Here is a 19,427-nt window from a genome sequence, read left to right as displayed (position 1 = left end):
GCCCATCTCCCACGATGGGCTTTTTTTTAACATTTTTCCGCTTCGCTACCTCGCCCCTCACTCTTTCCAATAATGTTGCACAAGATACTGTGACTCTCTTCAAGCCGTCAGCAGGCTGATAATGTTATTTATATTTTATTGTTTATTTCATGCAGCCATTACACGATGAACGCTTATGAACTCCAGGCACTCCGCCATATTTTTGCCATGACTATTGATGAATGCGCGACCTGGATTGCCCAGACCGGTGACAGTGAAAGCTGGCGTCAATGGGAAAATGGCAAGTGTGCCATTCCTGATCGTGTAGTCGAGCAACTGTTGGCTATGCGTCAGCAAAGAAAAAAACATCTTCATGCCATCATAGAGAAAATAAATAACCGCATCGGCAACAACACCATGCGTTTTTTCCCCGACTTAACCGCATTTCAACGAGTCTACCCTGATGGCAATTTTATTGACTGGAAGATCTATCAATCGGTAGCCGCTGAATTATATGCACACGATCTGGAGCGGCTTTGCTAATTTTTCCACAGAAAGGAATTGTCGTTGTTACAACAATAATGAATGGATACTGACACAACATCGCTACACTTTTTAAAGCACCTTTGCTAAGTAGAACCTATGAAAAATCCCTATTACCCTACCGCACTTGGGTTGTATTTTAATTACCTGGTGCATGGTATGGGCGTCATTTTGATGAGCCTGAATATGGCCTCGCTGGAGACACTTTGGCAGACTAATGCCGCGGGTGTCTCGATAGTTATCTCATCGCTGGGCATTGGTCGATTAAGTGTCTTGCTTTTTGCAGGATTATTATCCGATCGCTTTGGTCGCCGCCCTTTTATCATGCTCGGGATGTGTTGCTATATGGCCTTCTTTTTTGGCATCCTGCAGACCAATAACATCATTATCGCTTATGTTTTTGGCTTTCTGGCGGGAATGGCAAACAGTTTTCTCGATGCAGGCACTTATCCCAGTTTGATGGAAGCTTTTCCACGCTCACCTGGGACAGCCAATATTTTAATTAAAGCATTTGTTTCCAGCGGACAATTTTTATTACCGCTAATCATTAGCCTGTTAGTGTGGGCTGAACTGTGGTTCGGTTGGTCCTTTATGATTGCTGCAGGCATTATGCTTATTAACGCTCTGTTTTTATACCGTTGTACGTTCCCACCCCATCCGGGTCGTCGCTTACCTGTCATAAAGAAAACCACCCGCTCTACGGAACATCGCTGTTCAATTATCGATTTAGCCAGTTATACCTTATATGGCTATATCTCAATGGCAACGTTTTATCTGGTTAGCCAGTGGCTGTCACAGTACGGACAATTTGTTGCAGGCATGTCATACACTATGTCGATCAAACTACTCAGTATCTACACCGTGGGTTCGCTGCTTTGTGTATTTATTACCGCTCCACTCATTCGAAATACCGTTCGCCCAACAACATTACTGATGCTGTACACCTTTATCTCATTTATTGCTCTGTTTACCGTCTGCCTGCATCCCACATTTTATGTGGTGATAATATTTGCTTTTGTCATTGGTTTTACCTCTGCTGGAGGTGTTGTGCAAATTGGCCTGACGTTAATGGCTGAACGTTTCCCCTACGCTAAAGGTAAAGCTACAGGGATCTATTACAGTGCGGGCAGTATTGCGACCTTTACTATTCCGTTGATTACGGCTCATCTGTCCCAAAGAAGTATTGCCGATATTATGTGGTTCGATACCGCCATCGCTGCCATCGGCTTTTTACTGGCACTGTTTATCGGCTTACGCAGCCGCAAAAAAACGCGGCATCACTCGCTAAAGGAAAATGTCGCTCCGGGTGGGTAATGCAATATTCTTTTCAGGTCATGCAAGATCTTACGGATAAATAACTCTTTCTGCGCTAACTAAGGAAAATCGCGATCAAAAACAAACTATGACATGCAATATTCCTGGAAACATAAACTTTATGCCATGTACCCAGGGAAAATCATCTTCAGTATAGTAATTATGTAAACCGTCGGAGAACAATACGTACGGTAACGAAATTATCTTTCAGCAAGGAGCTGTGAAAATGTCTCAAAATAAGGCTTTCAGCACGCCATTTATCCTGGCTGTTCTTTGTATTTACTTCAGCTATTTCCTGCACGGCATTAGTGTTATTACGCTTGCCCAAAATATGTCATCTCTGGCAGAAAAGTTTTCCACTGACAACGCGGGCATTGCCTACTTAATTTCCGGTATCGGTTTGGGGCGATTGATCAGTATTTTATTCTTCGGTGTGATCTCCGATAAGTTTGGTCGTCGGGCGGTGATATTAATGGCAGTAATAATGTATCTGCTATTCTTCTTTGGTATTCCCGCTTGCCCGAATTTAACTCTCGCCTACGGTCTGGCAGTGTGCGTAGGTATCGCTAACTCAGCGCTGGATACGGGTGGCTACCCCGCGCTCATGGAATGCTTTCCGAAAGCCTCTGGTTCGGCGGTCATACTGGTTAAAGCGATGGTGTCATTTGGGCAAATGTTCTACCCAATGCTGGTGAGCTATATGTTGCTCAATAATATCTGGTACGGCTATGGGCTGATTATTCCGGGTATTCTGTTTGTACTGATCACGCTGATGCTGTTGAAAAGCAAATTCCCCAGCCAGTTGGTGGACGCCAGCGTAGCTAATGAATTACCGCAAATGAACAGCAAACCGTTAGTCTGGCTGGAAGGTGTTTCATCGGTACTGTTCGGTGTAGCCGCATTCTCGACCTTTTATGTGATTGTGGTGTGGATGCCCAAATATGCGATGGCTTTTGCTGGTATGTCAGAAGCTGAGGCATTAAAAACCATCTCTTATTACAGTATGGGCTCGTTGGTCTGTGTCTTTATTTTTGCCGCACTACTGAAAAAAATGGTCCGGCCCATCTGGGCTAATGTATTTAACTCTGCACTGGCAACAATAACAGCAGCCATTATCTACCTGTACCCTTCTCCACTGGTGTGTAATGCCGGCGCCTTTGTTATCGGTTTCTCAGCAGCTGGCGGCATTTTACAGCTCGGTGTTTCGGTCATGTCAGAGTTTTTCCCAAAAAGCAAAGCCAAAGTCACCAGTATTTATATGATGATGGGTGGACTGGCTAACTTTGTTATTCCGCTGATTACCGGTTATCTGTCGAACATCGGCCTTCAATATATCATTGTTCTCGATTTTACTTTCGCGCTGCTGGCCCTGATTACCGCAATTATTGTTTTTATCCGCTATTACCGCGTTTTTATTATTCCTGAGAATGATGTGCGGTTTGGCGAGCGTAAATTTAGCACCCGGTTAAACACAATTAAGCATAGAGGTTAAAGGAGTTAATTATGGATGTTACCGCAAAATACGAATTGATTGGGCTGATGGCCTATCCTATCCGCCACAGTTTATCGCCTGAAATGCAGAATAAAGCCTTAGAAAAAGCGGGATTGCCATTTACCTATATGGCCTTTGAAGTGGATAACGATAGTTTTCCCGGAGCAATTGAAGGATTAAAAGCCCTCAAAATGCGCGGAACTGGTATATCAATGCCGAACAAACAACTGGCGTGTGAATATGTTGATGAATTAACGCCAGCAGCCAAACTGGTGGGTGCCATCAACACCATCGTTAATGATGATGGCTACCTGCGCGGCTATAACACCGACGGCACGGGCCATATTCGCGCCATTAAAGAGAGCGGTTTTGATATCAAAGGCAAAACAATGGTGCTGTTAGGGGCCGGAGGTGCCTCAACGGCGATTGGCGCGCAGGGGGCAATTGAAGGTTTAAAAGAAATTAAACTCTTTAACCGTCGGGATGAGTTCTTCGATAAAGCCCTCGCCTTCGCGCAGCGGGTTAACGAAAACACCGATTGTGTCGTCACGGTTACCGATCTCGCCGATCAGCAAGCCTTTGCTGAAGCCCTGGCTTCCGCCGACATTTTAACCAATGGCACAAAAGTGGGTATGAAACCCCTTGAGAATGAATCATTAGTTAATGATATCAGTCTGTTACATCCGGGACTGCTGGTCACTGAATGCGTGTATAACCCGCATATGACGAAGTTATTGCAGCAGGCGCAACAAGCTGGTTGCAAAACGATTGATGGATACGGCATGTTGTTGTGGCAAGGGGCTGAACAGTTCACGTTATGGACTGGCAAAGATTTCCCTCTGGAATATGTTAAACAGGTCATGGGGTTCGGTGCCTGACAGGCTGACCGCGTGCAGAAAGGGTAAAAAATGAAAACCGTAACTGTAAAAGATCTCGTCATTGGTACGGGCGCACCTAAAATCATCGTCTCGCTGATGGCGAAAGATATCGCCCGCGTGAAATCCGAAGCTCTCGCCTATCGTGAAGCGGACTTTGATATTCTGGAATGGCGTGTGGACCACTTTGCCGACCTCTCCAATGTGGAGTCTGTCATGGCGGCGGCAAAAATTCTCCGTGAAACCATGCCAGAAAAACCGCTGCTGTTTACCTTCCGCAGTGCCAAAGAAGGCGGCGAGCAGGCGATTTCCACCGAGGCTTATATCGCTCTCAATCGTGCAGCCATCGACAGCGGCCTGGTTGATATGATCGATCTGGAGTTATTTACCGGCGATGATCAGGTTAAAGAAACCGTCGCCTACGCCCACGCGCATGATGTGAAAGTTGTCATGTCCAACCATGACTTCCATAAAACGCCGGAAGCCGAAGAAATCATTGCCCGTCTGCGCAAAATGCAGTCCTTCGACGCCGATATTCCTAAGATTGCGCTGATGCCGCAAAGTACCAGCGATGTGCTGACGTTGCTTACCGCGACCCTGGAGATGCAGGAGCAGTATGCCGATCGTCCAATCATCACGATGTCGATGGCAAAAACTGGCGTAATTTCTCGTCTGGCTGGTGAAGTATTTGGCTCGGCGGCAACTTTTGGTGCGGTAAAAAAAGCCTCTGCACCAGGGCAAATCTCGGTAAATGATTTACGCACGGTATTAACTATTTTACACCAGGCATAAGCAATAATATTTCGGCGGGAACACCCTCCCCGCCGAACTTAAAAAATATATTTAACCGTATTTAATAAAAATATTTCGTGAGTCTCTGTGCGCTAATTCTCCATCTGGCGTAGGGAAAATCACATCTGAATCAGGAATTAACAATGAAACCTGTAAAACCACCTCGTATTAATGGACGAGTGCCGGTCCTGTCGGCACAGGAAGCGGTTAATTATATTCCCGACGAAGCAACACTTTGTGTGTTAGGCGCTGGCGGCGGTATTCTGGAAGCCACCACGTTAATTACAGCTCTTGCTGATAAATATAAACAGACTCAAACGCCACGTAATTTATCGATTATTAGTCCGACAGGGCTTGGCGATCGCGCCGACCGTGGTATTAGTCCTCTGGCGCAAGAAGGTCTGGTGAAATGGGCATTATGTGGTCACTGGGGACAATCGCCGCGTATTTCTGAACTCGCAGAACAAAATAAAATTATTGCTTATAACTATCCACAAGGTGTACTTACACAAACCTTACGCGCCGCCGCAGCCCACCAGCCTGGTATTATTAGTGATATTGGCATCGGGACATTTGTCGATCCACGCCAGCAAGGCGGCAAACTGAATGAAGTCACGAAAGAAGACCTGATTAAACTGGTCGAGTTTGATAACAAAGAATATCTCTATTACAAAGCGATTGCGCCAGATATCGCCTTCATTCGCGCTACCACCTGCGACAGTGAAGGCTACGCCACTTTTGAAGATGAGGTGATGTATCTCGACGCATTGGTTATTGCCCAGGCGGTGCACAATAACGGCGGTATTGTGATGATGCAGGTGCAGAAAATGGTTAAGAAAGCCACGCTGCATCCTAAATCTGTCCGTATTCCGGGTTATCTGGTGGATATTGTGGTGGTCGATCCGGATCAAAGCCAACTGTATGGCGGTGCGCCGGTTAACCGTTTTATTTCTGGTGACTTCACCCTTGATGACAGCACCAAACTTAGCCTGCCCCTAAACCAACGTAAATTAGTTGCGCGGCGTGCATTATTCGAAATGCGTAAAGGCGCGGTGGGGAATGTCGGCGTCGGTATTGCTGACGGTATTGGCCTGGTCGCCCGGGAAGAAGGTTGTGCTGATGACTTTATTCTGACGGTAGAAACAGGTCCGATTGGCGGAATTACTTCACAGGGTATCGCCTTTGGCGCGAACGTGAATACCCGCGCCATTCTGGATATGACGTCCCAGTTTGATTTTTATCACGGTGGTGGTCTGGATGTTTGTTATTTGAGTTTTGCTGAAGTCGACCAGCACGGTAACGTCGGCGTGCATAAATTCAATGGCAAAATCATGGGTACCGGTGGATTTATTGATATCAGTGCCACCTCGAAGAAAATTATTTTCTGCGGCACGTTAACTGCGGGCAGTTTAAAAACAGAAATTGCCGATGGCAAATTGCATATCGTCCAGGAAGGACGGGTAAATAAATTTATTCGGGAACTACCGGAAATTACTTTTAGCGGAAAAATCGCGCTCGAACGGGGACTGGATGTTCGTTACATCACCGAACGTGCTGTATTCACGCTGAAAGAAGACGGCCTGCATTTAATCGAAATCGCCCCTGGCGTCGATTTACAAAAAGATATTCTCGACAAAATGGACTTCACCCCAGTGATTTCGCCAGAACTCAAACTGATGGACGAAAGATTATTTATCGATGCGGCGATGGGTTTTGTCCTGCCTGAAGCGGCTCATTAACAGGAGTATTATGATGGATTTTTCTTTAACTGAAGAACAAGAACTGCTGCTGGCCAGTATTCGCGAACTGATTACGACTAACTTTCCGGAAGAGTATTTCCGCACCTGCGATCAAAACGGGACATATCCGCGTGAGTTTATGCGGGCGCTGGCGGATAACGGTATTTCCATGCTTGGCGTGCCGGAAGAATTTGGTGGTATCCCTGCGGATTACGTCACCCAAATGCTGGCGCTGATGGAAGTGTCAAAATGCGGTGCTCCGGCATTTTTAATTACCAACGGTCAATGTATTCACAGTATGCGCCGTTTCGGTTCTGCAGAGCAGCTACGTAAAACGGCAGAGAGCACCCTGGAAACGGGTGATCCCGCCTATGCCCTGGCGTTGACGGAACCAGGTGCTGGCTCAGATAACAACAGTGCCACTACCACTTACACGCGTAAAAACGGCAAGGTCTACATCAACGGACAAAAAACCTTTATTACCGGTGCGAAAGAGTACCCGTATATGCTGGTGCTGGCGCGCGATCCGCAACCGAAAGATCCCAAAAAAGCCTTCACCCTGTGGTGGGTCGACTCCAGTAAGCCCGGCATTAAGATTAACCCGCTGCATAAAATCGGCTGGCATATGCTCAGCACCTGCGAAGTCTATCTCGACAATGTGGAAGTTGAAGAGAGCGACATGGTGGGCGAAGAAGGAATGGGTTTCCTCAATGTGATGTACAACTTTGAGATGGAGCGCCTGATCAACGCCGCGCGCAGCACCGGCTTTGCCGAATGCGCCTTTGAAGATGCCGCCCGCTATGCCAACCAACGTATCGCTTTTGGTAAGCCCATTGGTCATAACCAGATGATCCAGGAAAAACTGGCGCTGATGGCGATTAAGATCGACAACATGCGCAACATGGTGCTGAAAGTGGCATGGCAAGCCGATCAGCATCAGTCACTGCGCACCAGCGCGGCGCTGGCAAAACTGTATTGCGCACGTACCGCAATGGAAGTCATTGATGATGCGATTCAAATCATGGGCGGTCTGGGCTATACCGATGAAGCGCGCGTCTCCCGCTTCTGGCGTGATGTCCGTTGTGAACGTATCGGCGGCGGTACAGACGAAATTATGATTTACGTAGCAGGTCGGCAGATCCTGAAAGACTATCAGAACAAATAATCTGCAGGCGGCGCAGCTTCTTAACAAACTGCGCCGCCAGATTTATCCAACAAGACTTACCGGTTGAGGAAATTCAGATAGGATTTCTTGTTCCGCAAAACAGTTTTTAAATTGTCTACGGTAATCGCTGGGCGAACAACCGACATGGCGCAAAAACAGTTTGGCAAAGTGATCGACATTTTCATAACCCACACGCCAGGAGATCTCTGCCTGTGATAATTCAGTATTAGTGAGTGACCATTTTGCTTCCGTCATACGCCGTTGAATAACATAGTTAATAGGGGAAATACGATACTCTTTGGTAAATTCATGGCAAATATAACTGACGCTGGCACGAAATTTTTTCGATAACTGTTCTAAAGTGATTTTTTCGCGATAATTATTATTCAGATAGAAAAGAATATCTTTTATCAGAACATCTTTTTTAATATACCCCTGCTCCGAACGATAAGCATTTTTAAAATTTTCGTAGTAAAGAATGGCTAACGTATAGGCAAATGCATCCCATAACGAAGATGTTTGGCTATTTTTACTTTGCGGCAAAATCACACTTAGCTCATTAAATAAGGTTTTTATGACTTCTTTTCCCTGCCCCGCGGCAATTACCGGACAAGAATGCGGTTGCAGTAGCTGATTTTCCTCAGCCCCCTGAAACTGAAAGCCGTACAGCGCACAGGTACACGTCGTTGCCGGATCGTTAACGTCAGAGGCCACCGCATGTAGCCTGCCGCGTTCTATCACCACAATGTCATCCGCATGTGCGACATATAACGAAGAATCGATGGTAAACCTTGCAACCCCTTTCTTGACGTAAATCAACTCGGTTTCATTGTCATGAACGTGATGTCCGGACTCCCATTTTGGATCATCGCTAAATGCAAAACGTGAAAGCCGTGGCGTTTTACCGGCGACAAACAGCGTTTCACTGGCGTTATCAAAACAGCGTTGATACATGACAACCTCCCTATTCCATGAGCAAGCAAAAACAATATATGCCGGATAAAATACGGCGTGTATTGCGGTTATACAACCGCGTTTAGCGAGAGCTAAACAAGATTATTTACACTGAATGCAAGATTGTACGGTCATGGAATAACTATATTGCCGCAAATTGCACTTTTGTTTTAGCGATCGCATTTTTTTTGCAAGATTGTTGGCAAGGAAAACAGCTTGCTCCGTCGAAAACCCCGCACCGCTATCGCACACTATTTTCAGGCCATTTTTACCTTCCATCGGAGATGGTTCCGTATGCGACTCACAGGAGAAATCATGAAAATAATAACCTGCTTTAAGCTGGTGCCTGAAGAACGGGACATTGTTGTCACTCCAGAATACACCCTGAATTTCGACAATGCCGACGCCAAAATCAGCCAGTTCGATCTCAATGCCATTGAAGCTGCAAGCCAGCTCGCAACAGATGACGATGAGATAGCCGCGCTGACCGTTGGCGGCTCATTGTTGCAGAACTCGAAAGTGCGCAAAGACGTGCTATCCCGCGGGCCGCACAGCCTGTATTTGGTGCAGGATGCGCAACTTGAACATGCACTGCCTCTCGATACCGCAAAAGCGCTGGCGGCAGCAATTGAAAAGATCGGCTTCGATTTACTGATCTTTGGTGAAGGTTCCGGCGACCTTTATGCCCAGCAGGTTGGCTTGCTGGTCGGAGAAATTCTGCAACCTCCGGTGATTAATGCAGTGAGTGCTATTCAGCGTCAGGGCAATACACTGGTGATTGAACGCACGCTTGAAGATGATGTTGAAGTTATTGAACTCTCTGTTCCAGCCGTGCTCTGCGTCACCTCCGATATTAACGTGCCACGCATTCCTTCGATGAAAGCCATTCTCGGCGCGGGTAAAAAACCGGTAAATCAGTGGCAGGCAAGTGATATTGACTGGAGCCAGAGCGCGCCACTTGCTGAACTGGTCGGCATTCGCGTACCGCCGCAAACAGAACGTAAGCACATCATTATCGATAACGATTCGCCGGAGGCCATTGCCGAGCTGGCGGAACATCTGAAGAAAGCCCTGAACTGAAGCCTACGGAGAAGAAACGATGAGTCAATTAAACAGCGTCTGGGTCTTTAGCGATAATCCTGAACGTTATGCTGAACTGTTTGGCGGCGCTCAGCAATGGGGCCAACAGGTGTATGCCATTGTACAAAATACCGACCAGGCGCAGGCAGTTATGCCTTATGGTCCAAAATGTATTTATGTTCTTGAGCAAAACGACGCGCTGCAACGCACTGAAAATTACGCCGAAAGCATTGCTGCCCTGCTGAAAGATAAACACCCCGCTATGTTGCTGTTGGCCGCGACGAAACGTGGTAAAGCTCTGGCAGCACGGTTAAGTGTGCAACTGAATGCGGCGCTGGTGAACGATGCCACGGCGGTGGATATTGTCGATGGTCACATTTGCGCCGAACACCGGATGTATGGCGGGTTAGCGTTCGCTCAGGAAAAGATCAACAGCCCGCTGGCGATCATTACCCTTGCACCCGGTGTTCAGGAACCGTGCACCAGTGATACCTCTCATCAGTGCCCGACAGAAACGGTACCTTATGTTGCTCCGCGTCATGAAATTCTCTGTCGCGAACGCCGTGCGAAAGCCGCAAGCAGCGTGGACCTGAGCAAAGCAAAACGTGTGGTTGGCGTCGGTCGTGGTCTGGCGGCGCAGGATGACCTGAAAATGGTCCACGAACTGGCGGCGGTGCTGAATGCTGAAGTCGGCTGTTCACGTCCAATTGCCGAAGGCGAGAACTGGATGGAGCGTGAACGTTATATCGGTGTCTCCGGCGTGTTGCTGAAATCCGATCTCTACCTGACGCTGGGGATCTCCGGGCAGATCCAGCATATGGTTGGCGGCAACGGCGCAAAAGTGATTGTCGCCATCAATAAAGATAAAAATGCGCCAATCTTCAATTATGCCGACTACGGTCTGGTGGGCGATATCTACAAAGTCGTCCCTGCCCTGATTAGCCAGTTGAGCCGCTAATTCCCCTTTCAACCACATCTCCCGCTGTAAACGCAGCGGGAAGGGAGCATAACGCATGTCGGAAGACAAATTTGATGCCATTGTGGTCGGTGCGGGCGTTGCTGGTAGCGTTGCCGCACTGGTCATGGCGCGAGCCGGGCTGGATGTCCTGGTGATAGAACGCGGCGACAGTGCCGGATGTAAAAACATGACCGGCGGGCGTCTTTATGCCCACACACTTGAAGCAATCATTCCAGGCTTTGCAGTATCAGCGCCGGTAGAACGCAAGGTCACACGCGAGAAAATCTCCTTCTTAACCGAAGAAAGCGCCGTTACCCTCGATTTTCACCGCGAGCAACCAGATGTTCCGCAACACGCATCTTATACCGTATTGCGTAATCGTCTGGACCCGTGGTTGATGGAACAAGCCGAGCAGGCGGGCGCGCAGTTTATCCCAGGCGTTCGCGTCGATGCGCTGGTTCGTGAAGGAAACAAGGTCACTGGCGTGCAGGCTGGGGATGATATTCTCGAAGCGAATGTGGTGATTCTGGCTGATGGCGTTAACTCGATGCTTGGCCGCTCGCTGGGAATGGTTCCCGCTTCCGATCCGCATCATTACGCTGTTGGTGTTAAAGAGGTTATTGGCCTCACACCAGAACAGATCAACGATCGCTTTAATATTACGGGCGAGGAAGGTGCCGCCTGGCTGTTTGCCGGTTCCCCTTCTGACGGCCTGATGGGCGGGGGATTTCTCTATACCAACAAGGATTCCATATCCTTGGGGCTGGTTTGTGGATTGGGTGATATCGCCCATACGCAAAAAAGCGTGCCGCAAATGCTGGAAGATTTTAAACAACACCCCGCCATTCGCCCACTAATTAGCGGCGGCAAACTGCTTGAATATTCCGCGCATATGGTGCCAGAAGGCGGTCTGGCAATGGTGCCGCAGATGGTTAACGATGGCGTGATGATCGTTGGTGACGCCGCAGGCTTCTGCCTGAATTTGGGTTTTACAGTTCGTGGCATGGATTTAGCCATTGCATCGGCTCAGGCTGCCGCCACAACGGTGATCGCCGCCAAAGAACGCGAGGATTTCTCCGCCAGCAGTCTGGCGCAATACAAACGTGAGCTGGAACAAAGCTGCGTCATGCGCGATATGCAGCATTTCCGCAAGATCCCGGCGCTGATGGAAAACCCGCGCCTGTTTAGCCAATACCCACGAATGGTCGCCGACATCATGAACGAGATGTTCACCATTGACGGCAAACCAAACCAGCCGGTACGCAAAATGATCATGGGACACGCGAAGAAAATTGGGCTGATCAACTTGCTGAAAGATGGCATTAAGGGAGCAACCGCGCTATGAGCCAGAACGCTACGGTTAACGTCGACATCAAATTAGGCGTCAATAAATTCCATGTTGATGAGGGCCACCCGCATATCATTCTGGCGGCAAATCCCGATATCAATGAATTCCGTAAATTAATGAAAGCCTGCCCTGCCGGACTTTATAAGCAGGATGACGCCGGCAACATTCATTTTGATTCTGCCGGTTGTCTGGAGTGCGGCACCTGTCGGGTGCTGTGCGGTAACACTATTCTCGAACAGTGGCAATATCCCGCAGGCACCTTCGGTATTGATTTTCGCTACGGCTAATCATGCATCCCACAGGCCCGCATCTCGGGCCTGATGTTCTGTTTCGAGAGTCCAACATGAAAGTGACATTAACGTTCAACGAACAACGTCGTGCGGCGTATCGTCAGCAAGGGCTATGGGGCGATGCTTCGCTGGCCGATTACTGGCAGCAGACCGCTCGTGCGATGCCAGACAAAATTGCCGTGGTCGATAATCATGGAGCATCGTACACCTATAGCGCGCTCGATCACGCCGCGAGCTGTCTGGCAAACTGGATGTTAGCGAAGGGTATTGAATCAGGCGATCGCATCGCATTTCAACTGCCAGGCTGGTGTGAATTTACCGTTATCTATCTTGCCTGCCTGAAAACCGGTGCGGTTTCCGTGCCGCTGTTGCCTTCCTGGCGGGAAGCAGAACTGGTGTGGGTGCTCAATAAGTGTCAGGCAAAAATGTTCTTTGCACCGACGTTGTTTAAACAAACGCGTCCGGTAGATTTAATCCTGCCGCTGCAAAATCAGCTTCCACAACTACAACAAATTGTCGGTGTGGACAAACTGGCTCCCGCCACCTCTTCCCTCTCATTAAGTCAGATTATCGCCGACAATACCTCACTGACCACGGCGATAACGACCCACGGCGATGAATTAGCTGCGGTGCTGTTTACCTCCGGAACCGAGGGTCTGCCAAAGGGCGTGATGCTAACGCATAACAATATTCTCGCCAGCGAGCGGGCTTATTGCGCGCGACTGAATCTGACCTGGCAGGATGTCTTTATGATGCCTGCGCCACTTGGTCACGCAACGGGCTTTCTGCATGGCGTAACGGCACCATTCTTAATTGGCGCTCGCAGCGTGTTGTTAGATATTTTCACTCCTGATGCGTGTCTCGCGCTGCTTGAGCAGCAGCGTTGCACCTGTATGCTAGGCGCAACGCCGTTTGTCTATGATCTTTTGAATGTACTAGAGAAACAACCCGCGGACCTTTCAGCGCTGCGTTTCTTTCTTTGCGGCGGTACCACAATCCCCAAAAAAGTGGCACGTGAATGCCAGCAGCGCGGCATTAAATTATTAAGTGTTTATGGTTCCACAGAAAGTTCGCCGCATGCGGTGGTGAATCTCGATGATCCTTTGTCGCGCTTTATGCACACCGATGGTTACGCTGCCGCAGGTGTAGAGATTAAAGTGGTCGATGACGCACGCAAGACCTTACCGCCAGGTTGCGAAGGTGAAGAAGCCTCGCGTGGCCCCAATGTGTTTATGGGGTATTTTGATGAACCTGAATTAACCGCCCGTGCGCTGGACGAAGAAGGCTGGTATTACAGCGGCGATCTCTGCCGTATGGATGAGGCTGGCTATATAAAAATTACCGGACGCAAAAAAGATATTATTGTCCGCGGCGGCGAAAATATTAGCAGCCGTGAAGTGGAAGATATTTTATTGCAGCATCCTAAAATTCACGATGCCTGTGTGGTTGCAATGCCCGATGAACGTTTAGGTGAACGATCATGCGCTTATGTCGTGCTGAAAGCGCCGCATCATTCATTATCGCTGGAAGAGGTGGTGGCTTTTTTTAGCCGTAAACGGGTCGCAAAATATAAATATCCTGAACATATCGTGGTAATCGAAAAACTACCGCGCACTGCCTCAGGTAAAATACAAAAGTTTTTGTTAAGAAAAGATATTATGCGGCGATTAACGCAGGATGTCTGTGAAGAGATTGAATAAGTTTCATCTTCGGGGATCACATAAACCCGGCGACAAAACGCCGCCGGGTATTTATTTTATTTCTTCAGTTCAGCCAGGCTTAACCAGGTTTGCACCACGGTGTCCGGATTCAGAGACAGGCTATCGATCCCCTCTTCCATCAACCATGCGGCAAAATCTTCGTGGTCGGACGGACCCTGACCGCAAATCCCGACATATTTGCCCTGTTTCTTCGCGGCACGAATCGCCATCGACAGCAGTGCTTTCACCGCATCGTTGCGCTCATCGAACAGTTCAGACACCACGCCGGAGTCGCGGTCCAGACCGAGCGCCAGCTGCGTCATATCGTTTGAGCCAATTGAGAAGCCGTCGAAATATTCGAGGAACTGCTCTGCCAGCAAGGCGTTGGACGGGATTTCACACATCATGATGATTTTCAGCCCGTTCTCGCCACGTTTCAGCCCCTGACGCGCCAGTTCTTCAACCACCGCTTTCGCCTGATCTACGGTACGCACGAACGGGATCATGATCTCAACGTTGGTCAGCCCCATGTCGTTGCGCACACGTTTCACTGCTTCACACTCCAGCGCGAAACAGTCGCGGAAGCTGTCGGAAACATAGCGGCCCGCGCCACGGAAGCCGAGCATCGGGTTCTCTTCATCTGGCTCGTAACGCTCACCACCGACCAGGTTGGCATATTCGTTCGATTTAAAATCAGAGAGACGGACAATGACGCGCTTCGGATAAAACGCGGCACCCAGCGTCGCGATCCCTTCAGTCAGACGACCAACGTAAAATTCACGCGGAGAATCAAAACCTTTCATCATCTCGCGGATTTCGTTTTGCAACTGCGGTTCCTGATCGTCAAACTCAAGCAGTGCGCGTGGGTGGACGCCAATCATACGGTTGATGATAAATTCCAGACGCGCAAGGCCCACGCCTTCGTTCGGCAGGCAGGCGAAGTCGAAAGCACGGTCCGGGTTACCGACGTTCATCATCACTTTCAACGGCAGATCCGGCATCGTTTCTACGCTGGAGCTTTTCACGCTAAATTCCAGCAACTCCGCATAGACGTAACCGGTATCACCTTCGGCACAAGAAACAGTGACGTTCTCACCGTCTTTCATCCGTTCTGTTGCATCACCACAGCCCACTACCGCCGGAATGCCCAGTTCACGAGCGATGATCGCCGCGTGACAGGTACGACCGCCACGGTTGGTGACGATGGCAGATGCTTTCTTCATGATCGGTTCCCAGTCCGGGTCGGTCATGTCAGTGACCAGCACGTCGCCAGGTTCGATGCGGTTCATTTCGCTGATGTCATGGATGACTTTCACCGGACCCGCGCCGATGCGATGACCGATAGCACGGCCTTCGGCGATAATCTTACCCTGTGAATGCAGCGTATAACGCTCCATGACCTGACCGCGTGAGCGCACGGTTTCCGGACGCGCCTGCACAATGAACAGTTTGCCGGTGTGGCCATCTTTCGCCCACTCAATATCCATCGGGCGACCGTAGTGTTTCTCAATTTGTACGGCCTGTTTTGCCAGTTCCTGCACTTCTTCGTTGGTCAGCGAGAAGATGTCACGCTGTTCCTGCGGTACGTCTTCGATTTTAACCTGCTTGCCGTGCTCCTGGGTCGGCGCGTAAACCATGCGGATTTTTTTCGACCCCATGGTGCGACGCACGATAGCCGGGCGATTCGCTGCAAGTGTCGGTTTATGGACGTAAAACTCATCCGGGTTAACCGCGCCCTGCACGACCATTTCACCAAGGCCCCATGCGGAAGTGATAAACACCACCTGGTCAAAGCCGGATTCGGTATCAATGGAGAACATCACGCCAGAAGATGCGAGGTCAGAGCGCACCATCCGTTGAACACCGGCGGAGAGCGCCACACCACGGTGATCGTAACCCTGGTGCACACGATAAGAGATGGCGCGATCGTTAAACAGAGAAGCAAATACATGTTTCACTGCCACGAGAACGGCGTCAAAACCCTGAACGTTGAGGAAGGTTTCCTGCTGACCGGCAAAGGAAGCGTCCGGCATATCTTCTGCAGTAGCGGAGGAGCGCACCGCAAAAGAGGCGTTTTCGTCATCGGCGGAAAGCTGTGCATAAGCTTCGCGGATGGCATTTTCCAGCTCAGGCTGGAAGGGAGTGTCGATAATCCACTGGCGGATTTGCGCGCCCGCTTTCGCAAGCTGGGTAACATCGTCAATATCCGTTTTATCCAGCAGTTCATAAATGCGCTGGTTTACGCCGCTTTGGTCCAGAAACTGGTTAAACGCGTCGGCGGTTGTGGCGAAACCATTCGGAACGGAAACACCCATTCCGGAAAGGTTAGTAATCATTTCACCCAGGGAGGCATTTTTGCCCCCAACCCTGTCTACATCATTCATGCCGAGTTGGTTATACCAAAGCACCAGCGGTGACGAGCCATTGTTGGACATCGAACAATCCTTTTGTGATAAATGAACGGTTTGAGAAACACATTTCTGCGCATTTATCTTTGCATATTTAACCGGATGAAAAAAACGGTGAATCGTTCAAGCAAATATATTTTTTTACTTTTTAAGACTGATCCCAGCGTTGCGCAAACCTGCTCTATTCGACAATTTCCACATAAACCATCGGTATAAACGAAACCATAAAAATGAAATGCTGTTTTCATAAAAAATAAAATTGAAGGTTCATTTTATAAACCAGACATTACGTCCTACGCTTCTGTGCGTTTTTAATTTATGCTTTCATAGAATTATGTCTGCATCACGGGAAGAACAAAATGGATAATGCTGTTGATCGCCACGTTTTTTATATTTCTGATGGTACGGCAATAACTGCGGAGGTATTAGGACACGCAGTAATGTCACAATTTCCCGTCACTATCAGCAGCATTACGCTGCCGTTTGTCGAAAATGAGAGCCGTGCACGGGCAGTGAAGGATCAGATTGACGCAATTTATCACCAGACAGGTGTGCGCCCGCTGGTCTTCTACTCCATCGTGTTGCCGGAGATTCGCGCCATCATCTTGCAAAGTGAAGGCTTTTGCCAGGATATTGTTCAGGCGCTGGTTGCCCCGCTACAACAAGAGATGAAACTGGATCCAACGCCGATTGCTCATCGTACCCATGGCCTTAACCCTAATAATCTCAATAAATATGATGCGCGCATTGCGGCGATTGATTACACCCTCGCCCACGATGACGGCATTTCGTTGCGCAATCTGGACCAGGCTCAGGTGATCCTGCTCGGTGTTTCTCGCTGTGGTAAAACCCCCACCAGTCTGTATCTGGCAATGCAGTTTGGTATCCGCGCGGCAAACTACCCCTTTATTGCCGACGATATGGACAATCTGGTGCTACCCGCGTCGCTCAAACCGCTTCAGCATAAATTGTTCGGCCTGACTATCGACCCGGAACGTCTGGCGGCGATTCGCGAGGAACGTCGGGAGAACAGCCGCTATGCCTCGCTTCGTCAGTGCAGGATGGAAGTCGCGGAAGTAGAAGCGTTGTACCGTAAAAATCAGATCCCGTGGATTAACAGTACCAATTATTCGGTAGAAGAGATTGCCACCAAGATCCTCGATATCATGGGGCTTAGCCGCCGAATGTACTAGAGAACTAGTGCATTAGCTTATTTTTTTGTTATCATGCTAACCACCCGGCGAGGTGTGACACACCTCGCACTTGAAATCAGCTGCGATTGGTTTATCGTGATGCGCATCACTTCCCGGTAGTCCTGCCGTAGAAGCAACAAATTTCTGAGACTTGTAATGAACAGAACTGACGAACTCCGTACTGCGCGTATTGAGAGCCTGGTAACGCCCGCCGAACTCGCGCTACGGTATCCCGTAACGCCTGGCGTCGCCACCCATGTCACCGACTCCCGCCGCAGAATTGAAAAAATACTGAATGGTGAAGATAAGCGACTGTTGGTCATTATTGGCCCCTGCTCGATCCACGATCTCACCGCTGCAATGGAGTACGCCACCCGTCTGCAGTCGCTGCGCAACCAGTACCAGTCACGGCTGGAAATCGTAATGCGCACCTATTTTGAAAAACCACGAACTGTTGTCGGCTGGAAAGGGCTAATCTCCGATCCGGATTTAAACGGCAGCTATCGGGTAAATCACGGTCTGGAGCTGGCGCGCAAATTACTTTTACAGGTAAATGAGCTGGGTGTCCCTACCGCGACTGAGTTCCTCGATATGGTGACCGGTCAGTTTATTGCTGATTTAATCAGTTGGGGCGCGATTGGCGCACGTACTACCGAAAGTCAGATCCACCGTGAAATGGCTTCGGCACTCTCCTGTCCGGTAGGTTTTAAAAATGGTACCGATGGCAACACGCGGATTGCCGTGGATGCTATCCGCGCAGCCCGCGCCAGCCATATGTTTCTCTCGCCAGACAAAAATGGTCAGATGACCATCTATCAGACCAGCGGCAACCCGTATGGCCACATTATTATGCGTGGCGGCAAAAAACCGAATTATCATGCCGATGATATCGCCGCAGCCTGCGATACGCTGCACGAGTTTGATTTACCTGAACATCTGGTGGTGGATTTCAGCCACGGTAACTGCCAGAAGCAGCACCGTCGCCAGTTAGAAGTTTGTGAGGATATTTGTCAGCAAATCCGCAATGGCTCTACGGCGATTGCTGGAATTATGGCGGAAAGTTTCCTGCGCGAAGGAACGCAAAAAATCGTCGGCGGTCAGCCGCTCACTTACGGTCAATCCATTACCGACCCGTGTCTGGGCTGGGAAGATACCGAACGCCTGGTCGAAAAACTTGCCTCTGCGGTAGATACCCGCTTCTGAATGCGTGCCCATTCCTGATGGGATGGGCATTTCTGCGCAACTTGTTGTCTTCTCAGCACATTACTGCTTGCTCTGGTCAGCCATAATATTGATAATAAGAATCATTGTTATATCAATTATTATTAATTTTTATGCGTTATACGGATAGCAGAAAACTCACGCCTGAAACGGATGCCAATCACAAGACCGCTTCCCCGCAGCCCATCCGGCGAATTTCCAGCCAGACACTGTTAGGTCCGGATGGCAAACTGATTATCGATCATGACGGGCAAGAATATCTGCTCCGTAAAACTCAGGCTGGCAAGCTGCTGTTGACCAAGTAGCCTTTAACTCGAGCAGCTGACTTCCAGCCGTTTACCCCAGTCAGGTGGACGACTGACATAGTCATCAGCTC

The 19,427-nt window shown here is 49.2% G+C and carries 17 protein-coding genes; 15 read left to right on the top strand and 2 right to left on the bottom strand.

What is annotated here, in order from left to right:
* Positions 1–165: 165 nt before the first annotated feature.
* From QZF50_RS16680 to QZF50_RS16650, 7 genes are all read left to right on the top strand, one after another.
* A complete protein-coding gene (locus QZF50_RS16680) occupies positions 166–522 on the top strand; it encodes a YdiL family protein (RefSeq protein WP_001310864.1) in 357 nt (118 codons plus the stop codon).
* 99 nt (positions 523–621) lie between these two features.
* The gene (locus QZF50_RS16675) at positions 622–1,836 is read left to right on the top strand and encodes an MFS transporter (RefSeq protein WP_000795607.1); all 1,215 of its coding nucleotides are present in this window, start codon (positions 622–624) and stop codon (positions 1,834–1,836) included.
* Between the two features lie 226 nt (positions 1,837–2,062).
* Complete coding sequence (locus tag QZF50_RS16670) at positions 2,063–3,328, top strand: MFS transporter (RefSeq protein WP_001297389.1); 1,266 nt, start codon at positions 2,063–2,065, stop codon at positions 3,326–3,328.
* Between the two features lie 11 nt (positions 3,329–3,339).
* On the top strand, positions 3,340–4,206 hold the full coding sequence (gene ydiB / locus QZF50_RS16665; RefSeq protein ID WP_000383460.1) for a quinate/shikimate dehydrogenase: 867 nt from the start codon (positions 3,340–3,342) through the stop codon (positions 4,204–4,206).
* A 30-nt stretch (positions 4,207–4,236) separates the two neighbouring features.
* Complete coding sequence (gene aroD, locus QZF50_RS16660) at positions 4,237–4,995, top strand: type I 3-dehydroquinate dehydratase (protein WP_000860182.1); 759 nt, start codon at positions 4,237–4,239, stop codon at positions 4,993–4,995.
* A 143-nt stretch (positions 4,996–5,138) separates the two neighbouring features.
* The gene (locus QZF50_RS16655; protein ID WP_000805691.1) at positions 5,139–6,734 is read left to right on the top strand and encodes an acyl CoA:acetate/3-ketoacid CoA transferase; all 1,596 of its coding nucleotides are present in this window, start codon (positions 5,139–5,141) and stop codon (positions 6,732–6,734) included.
* A 13-nt stretch (positions 6,735–6,747) separates the two neighbouring features.
* Positions 6,748–7,899, top strand: coding sequence for an acyl-CoA dehydrogenase (locus QZF50_RS16650; protein ID WP_000347850.1), 1,152 nt, complete (start codon positions 6,748–6,750; stop codon positions 7,897–7,899).
* A 42-nt stretch (positions 7,900–7,941) separates the two neighbouring features.
* Here QZF50_RS16650 and QZF50_RS16645 read toward each other — a convergent pair whose 3' ends face one another.
* On the bottom strand, positions 7,942–8,853 hold the full coding sequence (locus QZF50_RS16645) for an AraC family transcriptional regulator (protein ID WP_000284799.1): 912 nt from the start codon (positions 8,851–8,853) through the stop codon (positions 7,942–7,944).
* Positions 8,854–9,168: 315 nt separating this feature from the next.
* Between QZF50_RS16645 and QZF50_RS16640 the strand changes: the two genes are divergently transcribed.
* The 5 genes from QZF50_RS16640 to fadK are packed head-to-tail and all read left to right on the top strand — an operon-like array spanning position 9,169 to position 14,229.
* Positions 9,169–9,933, top strand: a complete 765-nt coding sequence (locus QZF50_RS16640; protein WP_001748458.1) for an electron transfer flavoprotein — start codon at positions 9,169–9,171, stop codon at positions 9,931–9,933.
* 19 nt (positions 9,934–9,952) lie between these two features.
* Positions 9,953–10,891, top strand: a complete 939-nt coding sequence (locus tag QZF50_RS16635) for an electron transfer flavoprotein subunit alpha (RefSeq protein ID WP_000080700.1) — start codon at positions 9,953–9,955, stop codon at positions 10,889–10,891.
* Between the two features lie 55 nt (positions 10,892–10,946).
* On the top strand, positions 10,947–12,236 hold the full coding sequence (locus QZF50_RS16630; protein ID WP_001287819.1) for an FAD-dependent oxidoreductase: 1,290 nt from the start codon (positions 10,947–10,949) through the stop codon (positions 12,234–12,236).
* A complete protein-coding gene (locus QZF50_RS16625) occupies positions 12,233–12,526 on the top strand; it encodes a ferredoxin family protein (RefSeq protein ID WP_000081071.1) in 294 nt (97 codons plus the stop codon). Before QZF50_RS16630 ends, QZF50_RS16625 begins: the two co-directional genes overlap by 4 nt.
* 56 nt (positions 12,527–12,582) lie before the next feature.
* Positions 12,583–14,229 carry a medium-chain fatty-acid--CoA ligase gene (gene fadK / locus QZF50_RS16620; protein WP_001356268.1) on the top strand — a complete coding sequence of 549 codons (1,647 nt, stop codon included), beginning with the start codon at positions 12,583–12,585 and terminating at the stop codon, positions 14,227–14,229.
* Between the two features lie 56 nt (positions 14,230–14,285).
* Here the strand turns inward: fadK and ppsA are convergent, their stop codons facing one another.
* Positions 14,286–16,664, bottom strand: coding sequence for a phosphoenolpyruvate synthase (gene ppsA / locus QZF50_RS16615; protein ID WP_000069375.1), 2,379 nt, complete (start codon positions 16,662–16,664; stop codon positions 14,286–14,288).
* A gap of 332 nt (positions 16,665–16,996) precedes the next feature.
* Between ppsA and ppsR the strand changes: the two genes are divergently transcribed.
* From ppsR to hemP, 3 genes are all read left to right on the top strand, one after another.
* A complete protein-coding gene (ppsR, locus tag QZF50_RS16610; RefSeq protein WP_000368046.1) occupies positions 16,997–17,830 on the top strand; it encodes a posphoenolpyruvate synthetase regulatory kinase/phosphorylase PpsR in 834 nt (277 codons plus the stop codon).
* A gap of 156 nt (positions 17,831–17,986) precedes the next feature.
* A complete protein-coding gene (aroH, locus tag QZF50_RS16605; RefSeq protein ID WP_001082226.1) occupies positions 17,987–19,033 on the top strand; it encodes a 3-deoxy-7-phosphoheptulonate synthase AroH in 1,047 nt (348 codons plus the stop codon).
* Between the two features lie 131 nt (positions 19,034–19,164).
* Positions 19,165–19,356 (top strand): hemin uptake protein HemP, encoded by a 192-nt coding sequence (hemP, locus tag QZF50_RS16600; protein ID WP_001270809.1) that lies wholly within the window; start codon positions 19,165–19,167, stop codon positions 19,354–19,356.
* Positions 19,357–19,427 lie beyond the last annotated feature (71 nt).

It is taken from the genome of uncultured Escherichia sp. (assembly GCF_948475835.1).
Classification (GTDB): Bacteria; Pseudomonadota; Gammaproteobacteria; order Enterobacterales; family Enterobacteriaceae; genus ECMA0423.
Note: the sequence above shows the minus strand (reverse complement) of the source record. Positions and strands in the feature narration are given on the sequence as shown.

What these genes read in the sequence shown, in the direction of transcription:
- QZF50_RS16680 (WP_001310864.1), top strand. Translation starts at nt 166, where the DNA reads ATGAACGCTTATGAACTCCAGGCACTCCGCCATATTTTTGCCATGACT.
- QZF50_RS16675 (WP_000795607.1), top strand. Translation starts at nt 622, where the DNA reads ATGAAAAATCCCTATTACCCTACCGCACTTGGGTTGTATTTTAATTAC.
- QZF50_RS16670 (WP_001297389.1), top strand. Translation starts at nt 2,063, where the DNA reads ATGTCTCAAAATAAGGCTTTCAGCACGCCATTTATCCTGGCTGTTCTT.
- ydiB (WP_000383460.1), top strand. Translation starts at nt 3,340, where the DNA reads ATGGATGTTACCGCAAAATACGAATTGATTGGGCTGATGGCCTATCCT.
- aroD (WP_000860182.1), top strand. Translation starts at nt 4,237, where the DNA reads ATGAAAACCGTAACTGTAAAAGATCTCGTCATTGGTACGGGCGCACCT.
- QZF50_RS16655 (WP_000805691.1), top strand. Translation starts at nt 5,139, where the DNA reads ATGAAACCTGTAAAACCACCTCGTATTAATGGACGAGTGCCGGTCCTG.
- QZF50_RS16650 (WP_000347850.1), top strand. Translation starts at nt 6,748, where the DNA reads ATGGATTTTTCTTTAACTGAAGAACAAGAACTGCTGCTGGCCAGTATT.
- QZF50_RS16645 (WP_000284799.1), bottom strand. Translation starts at nt 8,853, where the DNA reads ATGTATCAACGCTGTTTTGATAACGCCAGTGAAACGCTGTTTGTCGCC.
- QZF50_RS16640 (WP_001748458.1), top strand. Translation starts at nt 9,169, where the DNA reads ATGAAAATAATAACCTGCTTTAAGCTGGTGCCTGAAGAACGGGACATT.
- QZF50_RS16635 (WP_000080700.1), top strand. Translation starts at nt 9,953, where the DNA reads ATGAGTCAATTAAACAGCGTCTGGGTCTTTAGCGATAATCCTGAACGT.
- QZF50_RS16630 (WP_001287819.1), top strand. Translation starts at nt 10,947, where the DNA reads ATGTCGGAAGACAAATTTGATGCCATTGTGGTCGGTGCGGGCGTTGCT.
- QZF50_RS16625 (WP_000081071.1), top strand. Translation starts at nt 12,233, where the DNA reads ATGAGCCAGAACGCTACGGTTAACGTCGACATCAAATTAGGCGTCAAT.
- fadK (WP_001356268.1), top strand. Translation starts at nt 12,583, where the DNA reads ATGAAAGTGACATTAACGTTCAACGAACAACGTCGTGCGGCGTATCGT.
- ppsA (WP_000069375.1), bottom strand. Translation starts at nt 16,664, where the DNA reads ATGTCCAACAATGGCTCGTCACCGCTGGTGCTTTGGTATAACCAACTC.
- ppsR (WP_000368046.1), top strand. Translation starts at nt 16,997, where the DNA reads ATGGATAATGCTGTTGATCGCCACGTTTTTTATATTTCTGATGGTACG.
- aroH (WP_001082226.1), top strand. Translation starts at nt 17,987, where the DNA reads ATGAACAGAACTGACGAACTCCGTACTGCGCGTATTGAGAGCCTGGTA.
- hemP (WP_001270809.1), top strand. Translation starts at nt 19,165, where the DNA reads ATGCGTTATACGGATAGCAGAAAACTCACGCCTGAAACGGATGCCAAT.